The sequence below is a fragment of the Streptomyces atratus genome (assembly GCF_900119365.1).
Lineage (GTDB): Bacteria > Actinomycetota > Actinomycetes > Streptomycetales > Streptomycetaceae > Streptomyces > Streptomyces atratus_B.
The window spans coordinates 1-4,854 of the sequence record NZ_FPJO01000078.1 but is presented as its reverse complement, the minus strand read 5'-3'; the positions used below and the strand labels follow the sequence as shown (position 1 = coordinate 4,854).

Below are 4,854 nucleotides of genomic sequence, written 5' to 3'. Positions count from 1 at the left end.
GACGGCTGGCCCCTTCGCCGGGCCGCCGAACGCTTCCAGGTCTCGCCCACGACGGCTCAGCGGTGGGCCGGCCGCTACCGCGAGCTGGGCGAGGCAGGCATGACCGACCGGTCCTCGCGCCCGCACCACAGCCCGCGCCGGACCCCGACCCGTACCGAGCGGCGGATCATCAAGGTCCGCGTCCTGCGCCGCTGGGGGCCGGCCCGCATCGCCTACCTCCTCGGGCTGAACCCCGCGACCGTCCACCGGGTCCTGACCCGCTACGGCCTGGCCCGCCTGACCCACCTGGACCGTGCCACCGGCCGGGTGATCCGCCGCTACGAACACGCCGCCCCCGGCGACCTCGTACACGTCGACACTCGGCGGTGGGTGAAGAATGACCGGCTCAACCACACCGGCTACCTCTGGGCCTTCTCCGCCATCACAGCCTCACCCGGCGCCAAGGCCCACTACCGAAGGCGCCGCGACGACCACGGAGACTGGCACGCTGCCGCCCAGAGAAATCTCTTCTACCGCATGCTCGGCCAGCTCTACCACTGCCTCCAGCAGACCGCCATCACCCTCATCGAGCGGGGGGACGCCACCGAGTCAGGGTTCGCCCGGCAGGCCGGTGTCGACCGCATGACCGTTCGGAAATGGCAACGAGGACAAGCCGGACGTGAGCATCAGACAGGACCCGTTCGCCTGGGAGCTCGACAAGGACTGGCGCGTACCGATGTGCGACCCGTGCGAACAGGACCGCGCGGACGAGGCCTGACACAACGGCAACAGCGTCAGACAGACAGGTGGTCCGGAGTCATTGCAGCTGACTCCGGACCACCTGTGGGAGTTCTTGCTTCCGTGTCCGGGTTGGCTCTCGGTTTGGTGTCCGGTCTTGGGCGCTGTGGAGCGGGCCGGTTCGGTTGTTTCTATGGGGTGTTGAGCAGTGATGGCCGGGCGCTGGTGCTGGACAAGCAGTGAGGATTGGCTGGTCACGGAGTGAGGATTACCTGGTCAGCGGAGTGAGAGCTCCCACATGGCCTGGGAGGGCAACCAGTGGTCCACGGAGGTCGTGGTCTACGACACCCCGGCGATGGACGCGGAGGTGTCCGCGCTGCTGGCCTCGGTCGAGCGTGAGCCAGATGTCCGGCAGGTGCAGCTGATCGAGCCGACCGCGGCCGCGAAGGCGGCGGCCGCGAAGCGCCAGGCCAAGCTCGCGGGGAAGCCCTCGAAGCGAGTCGAGATCACCGTTCCCCGACTCCCGGGATTCCCGGGTGTCGGGGAACGCGGGAGTCACTAAGAAGACTGTTAGCCAGAAGACACCAGAAGACGATCCAGCGCCTGCGGCGCGTAGCGCTGCTGACGCCCCGTAGGGCTGGTGCGGGTAGTAGCGCGTGCGAGCGCGTGGAGGGCGGCTCCGCCGCGTCCGGGGAAGCTGGCTCGTCGTCGGAAGGGCAGGGCACACCGGCCGGGCCTGACATCGAGGAGGGGGTAGAGACTACAAGTCCGTACCCCCCGAATGTGCCGCAGCAGCGGGCTGAGGGTCCGGAGCTGACGGGGGAGCAGGTGGCCGTGGTCAAGGCGGTCGTAGCGTCGCTGCCGGCCGAGCTGGTGGAGCTGCTGCCCTACCGCACCCTGCCGGCGAAGCGCAACCGCCCGCAGTTCCTCGCGGGCATGGGTGGGCGGACCACGGCACAGATCATCGACCGTGCTGCTCGCCGCTGGGTCCAGCATGGGTACGCGGAGGCGCTGCACTCCATCGAGGGCAAGGGCATCGGGAGCGCTGTGGGCGTGGCCGTGGCCCTGGTGCAGGCGGGGGAGTGCCCGTACCCCCGGTGCGAAGACGGGTACGACATCGATACCGGTGTGGAGCGGCGGGCCGAGGCGGGCGGCCAGAAAGGCGGCAGCAGCAGCGGGGAGGGACACCGGGACCGTTCGGCAGGCACCGCACCGCCCTGGCTGGTGGGAGTGCACCATCTGCCACGCCCCTGGCAAGGGCGAGGTCCCAGAGGGCGGGGAGTGTGTCGGGTGCCAGGAGGAGGCGGCTGCCGCCGCGCAGCAGCTGGCGGACCGGTGGGAGCAGGAGGACGCCGACCGCGAGGCGGAGCGGCAGGCTGCCGCGGACCTGAGTGCCGATCTGGATCGCCAGGCCGAGGAGCACGCAGCAGCGGAGGCAGCCGAGGACCAGCGTGTCGCCGAGGAGCGCACCGCCCAGCAGCAGGCCGCCGCTGAAGAGACCGCGCGTATCCGGGCCGAGCTCGCCGCGCAGTATCCCGAGCTCGCCGCTGTGTCCGGGTCCACCGGACCCGCACCCTTCTGACCGCCCCTCAAGCCCTTTGAGGGCGCCTCTCGCTGACGATCTCCGCCCCCGGGCCCCCCTCGGGTCGTTCGGGGTGAAGATCGTCCCGCAGGGGCCCGTATGCCGATCTTCGGGCCCGGTGTCGGTCCGCCAGTTGCCCCGGTAGGCCCTCGGGGCGCCCGCGCCTGCGCCGCTGCACCCGTCTGCCCGAGCACTACGCGACGGGTGTCCGGGGGCCGGGTCCGGTTCCACGGCGTGCACACGTGCACGTGCACCCGCGTGCACGTGAGGACGGTCACCTGGCCGGGGGCTCCGGGGCTGTCGTGTGGCCCTGTCGTGCGGGTCGGCCTGTCGGCGCGACAGAGGCCCTGTGGCCTGCGCCGGGAGGCCGGGACTCCCGGGTGTGCGACAGGCGCGACAGGACCCGGTGGGATCGGTCTGCGGCGGCCGCCGGCCCGAGCTGCTGCGCGACGCGGGCGAGTGCACCCCGTCCGGGCGGTTTCGGGGATCGGATGGCGGCGTCATGATGGTGTCGTAGTAGCGATCCTTTCTTGCGACGGTCACTCAGGGCCGTTCGCGTCGGACACGATCGCGCCGCGCTCGATCGCGCCGGTCAGGTCCGCGCGGTAGAGGTCCGCGACGCTCAGGTCCGCGTTGCTCAGGTTCGCGTCGCCCAGGTTCGCGTCGCGCAGGTGTGCGCCGTTCAGGTTTGCGTTGGCCAGGTGGGCCGGTGGCTGGTCAGGGTCATTGTTCGGTGCTGGGGAGGTGAGGTCGGCTTTGGGGAGCCAGGTGTGGCGGAGGTTCAGGGTGAAGGTTTTATCGTGGGTGGTGTCGCGGGTGAGCAGGACGGTGAGGGCGGCTTGTACGTCGGCCGAGATCTCTTTGCCCTTACCCGGGTTCTTGCTGGCGTGGCCGCGGATGTGAGCGGCGAGGACGTTCGCGATGGTGGGGTGATCGCGGGGGGGCCTCTATGTCCTTCGTCAAGTTCGTGCTGCCGGTTTTGAGGGTTTTCATCCTGGAGAGCGCAGGGTGTGCGGGAGGGTGCGGGCCGCGTCCGCGATCACCGCCGCGTCGCGCGCGTCGGTCTTCGCCTCGCCCGGATACAGGTCGGCGATCCGGCGCATCGCCAGGCCGGGCAGGTAGGCGACCTTGCAGCCCGCATCGCGGGCCACGGCCAGCGGGAGGGCGCCGATCGAGGCGGGCTGGTCCACGATCACCAGGACGGTGCCGAACTTCGCAGTCAGCTTGTCGAACACGGCCCGCAGCCTCGGCTCGCTGTTGGGCAGCTGCTTGTCGAGGATCTTCTTCCCGGCCGGGGTGAGTCCGTGGCCGTGATGAGCACTCTTGCCGACGTCCAGGCCGAGGAACACGCCCCACGTCTTCGGTATCGAACATCGCCCCCCTCCAGGCGAGTTGAACGTGCCGGCCTCGGCAGTGGTGTCGTACGCGCGCATCCACGTTATGCAGACCTGCCGCCCGCGAGCTGTCCGGCATTGCGCCGGACCGGGCAGTGGCCGGACCTCTCATCAGCGTCTCCGGCGGCACCTCCCGGGCCCGGTGACACCACCCCCCAGGTCATCCGTTCGACAGGGGGACACAGTCATGCCGGGCCCGGAGGCCAGCGGCCCTCTTGCAGGACCACGAAGAACATAACGGGGGAGTCCTCCATGATGCGCTGCAGGGCGTAGATGCCGCCACGCGCAGGTGGCGTACTGACACGAAGGTGAGAGATCGCACACAGCCGCAGGCGTACGTCGCGTTCAGCCGATCGATTCGATCCGGTAGCCTGCGCGGTCGGCCGCCTCGAGAAATGCATCGATGTCGGATGACTCGCGCAGGAGCGCACCGAGCTCTCCCTCGACTTCAGCCAGGTGGAAGTCGGCGGTCGCGAACGGATGCGTCACCGGCGGCGTTCCCGGAAGGGACGGCGGCGCTGAGGTGCTCACGAGGACCCCCGGCTCACCGCGTATCTCGAGCGCGAGACGTTCGCCCTGCAGGAGTCGGTAGCTGCGCGTTCGTTCGGACGCTCCGTTCACGGTGTACCCCCCGCTCCGTAGACCTGCTCGAGGAGTGCGAACATCTCCGGATCGTTCGCCTCGAGCCACGCCCTCGTGTACGGGGTGGCGCTCAGCTCGCAAGCGTACGAAACTGACGGAGGAGCAGTACCGGGTGCTGCTGGACGCGTTCGCGGCGGCAGGGGTCACGGTCCCAGAGCGGTGAGCTTGTCGTTTAACCTCGCCGTTTCGGTTGGGGTGATGAGTCGTCGCTGATCGTCAGCCGCCGGGTGGGCGAGGTGATTTGGCTGTTTGGGCATGGCGGAGGCCCGGCGCGGTGGTCGGGTTCTCCAGGGTCCTTCGGGTCGTGGGCGGGCAGGGGGTTGTCGGTCAGCCGGCTGGTCGGGGCAGCGCGGCAAGGCGATGGAAGGCGTCGGCGAGTTCGTTTCTCCATGGCCAGGTCGCCGATATCCGCAGGCGGAGGCGCCGCCCGCCTCGGGTGAGGCGGGCGGCGACGTGCAGCAGTCGGTAGCGGAGCTTTTTCGGTTCGGCAGTGGCCAGTTCGCCGTTCAGCAGCAGGAC

At 69.9% G+C, this 4,854-nt stretch carries 5 protein-coding genes and 2 pseudogenes; 3 read left to right on the top strand and 4 right to left on the bottom strand.

Annotated features, from left to right (window positions below):
- The 3 genes and pseudogenes from BT364_RS38735 to BT364_RS40820 all read left to right on the top strand — a co-directional run.
- Window positions 1-366 (top strand): annotated as a pseudogene (locus tag BT364_RS38735) (helix-turn-helix domain-containing protein); the annotation flags it as partial.
- A gap of 649 nt (window positions 367-1,015) precedes the next feature.
- Window positions 1,016-1,279, top strand: a complete 264-nt coding sequence (locus BT364_RS38730; protein ID WP_072489802.1) for a hypothetical protein — start codon at window positions 1,016-1,018, stop codon at window positions 1,277-1,279.
- Between the two features lie 564 nt (window positions 1,280-1,843).
- Window positions 1,844-2,299: a hypothetical protein gene (locus BT364_RS40820; protein ID WP_072489801.1), complete on the top strand. Its 456-nt coding sequence runs from the start codon at window positions 1,844-1,846 to the stop codon at window positions 2,297-2,299.
- Between the two features lie 539 nt (window positions 2,300-2,838).
- Here the strand turns inward: BT364_RS40820 and BT364_RS44540 are convergent.
- The 4 genes and pseudogenes from BT364_RS44540 to BT364_RS38705 all read right to left on the bottom strand — a co-directional run.
- Window positions 2,839-3,000, bottom strand: a complete 162-nt coding sequence (locus BT364_RS44540; protein ID WP_371268712.1) for a pentapeptide repeat-containing protein — start codon at window positions 2,998-3,000, stop codon at window positions 2,839-2,841.
- A gap of 297 nt (window positions 3,001-3,297) precedes the next feature.
- Window positions 3,298-3,673 (bottom strand): annotated as a pseudogene (locus BT364_RS38715) (IS110 family transposase); the annotation flags it as partial.
- Window positions 3,674-4,038: 365 nt separating this feature from the next.
- A complete protein-coding gene (locus BT364_RS38710) occupies window positions 4,039-4,314 on the bottom strand; it encodes a hypothetical protein (protein WP_072489800.1) in 276 nt (91 codons plus the stop codon).
- A gap of 348 nt (window positions 4,315-4,662) precedes the next feature.
- On the bottom strand, window positions 4,663-4,854 hold a 192-nt coding region (locus tag BT364_RS38705; RefSeq protein ID WP_177328152.1), incomplete at its 5' end, for a transposase.

Bases quoted from the DNA above. Each gene is read 5' to 3' on its own strand.
- BT364_RS38730 (WP_072489802.1), top strand. From the start codon at position 1,016: ATGGCCTGGGAGGGCAACCAGTGGTCCACGGAGGTCGTGGTCTACGAC.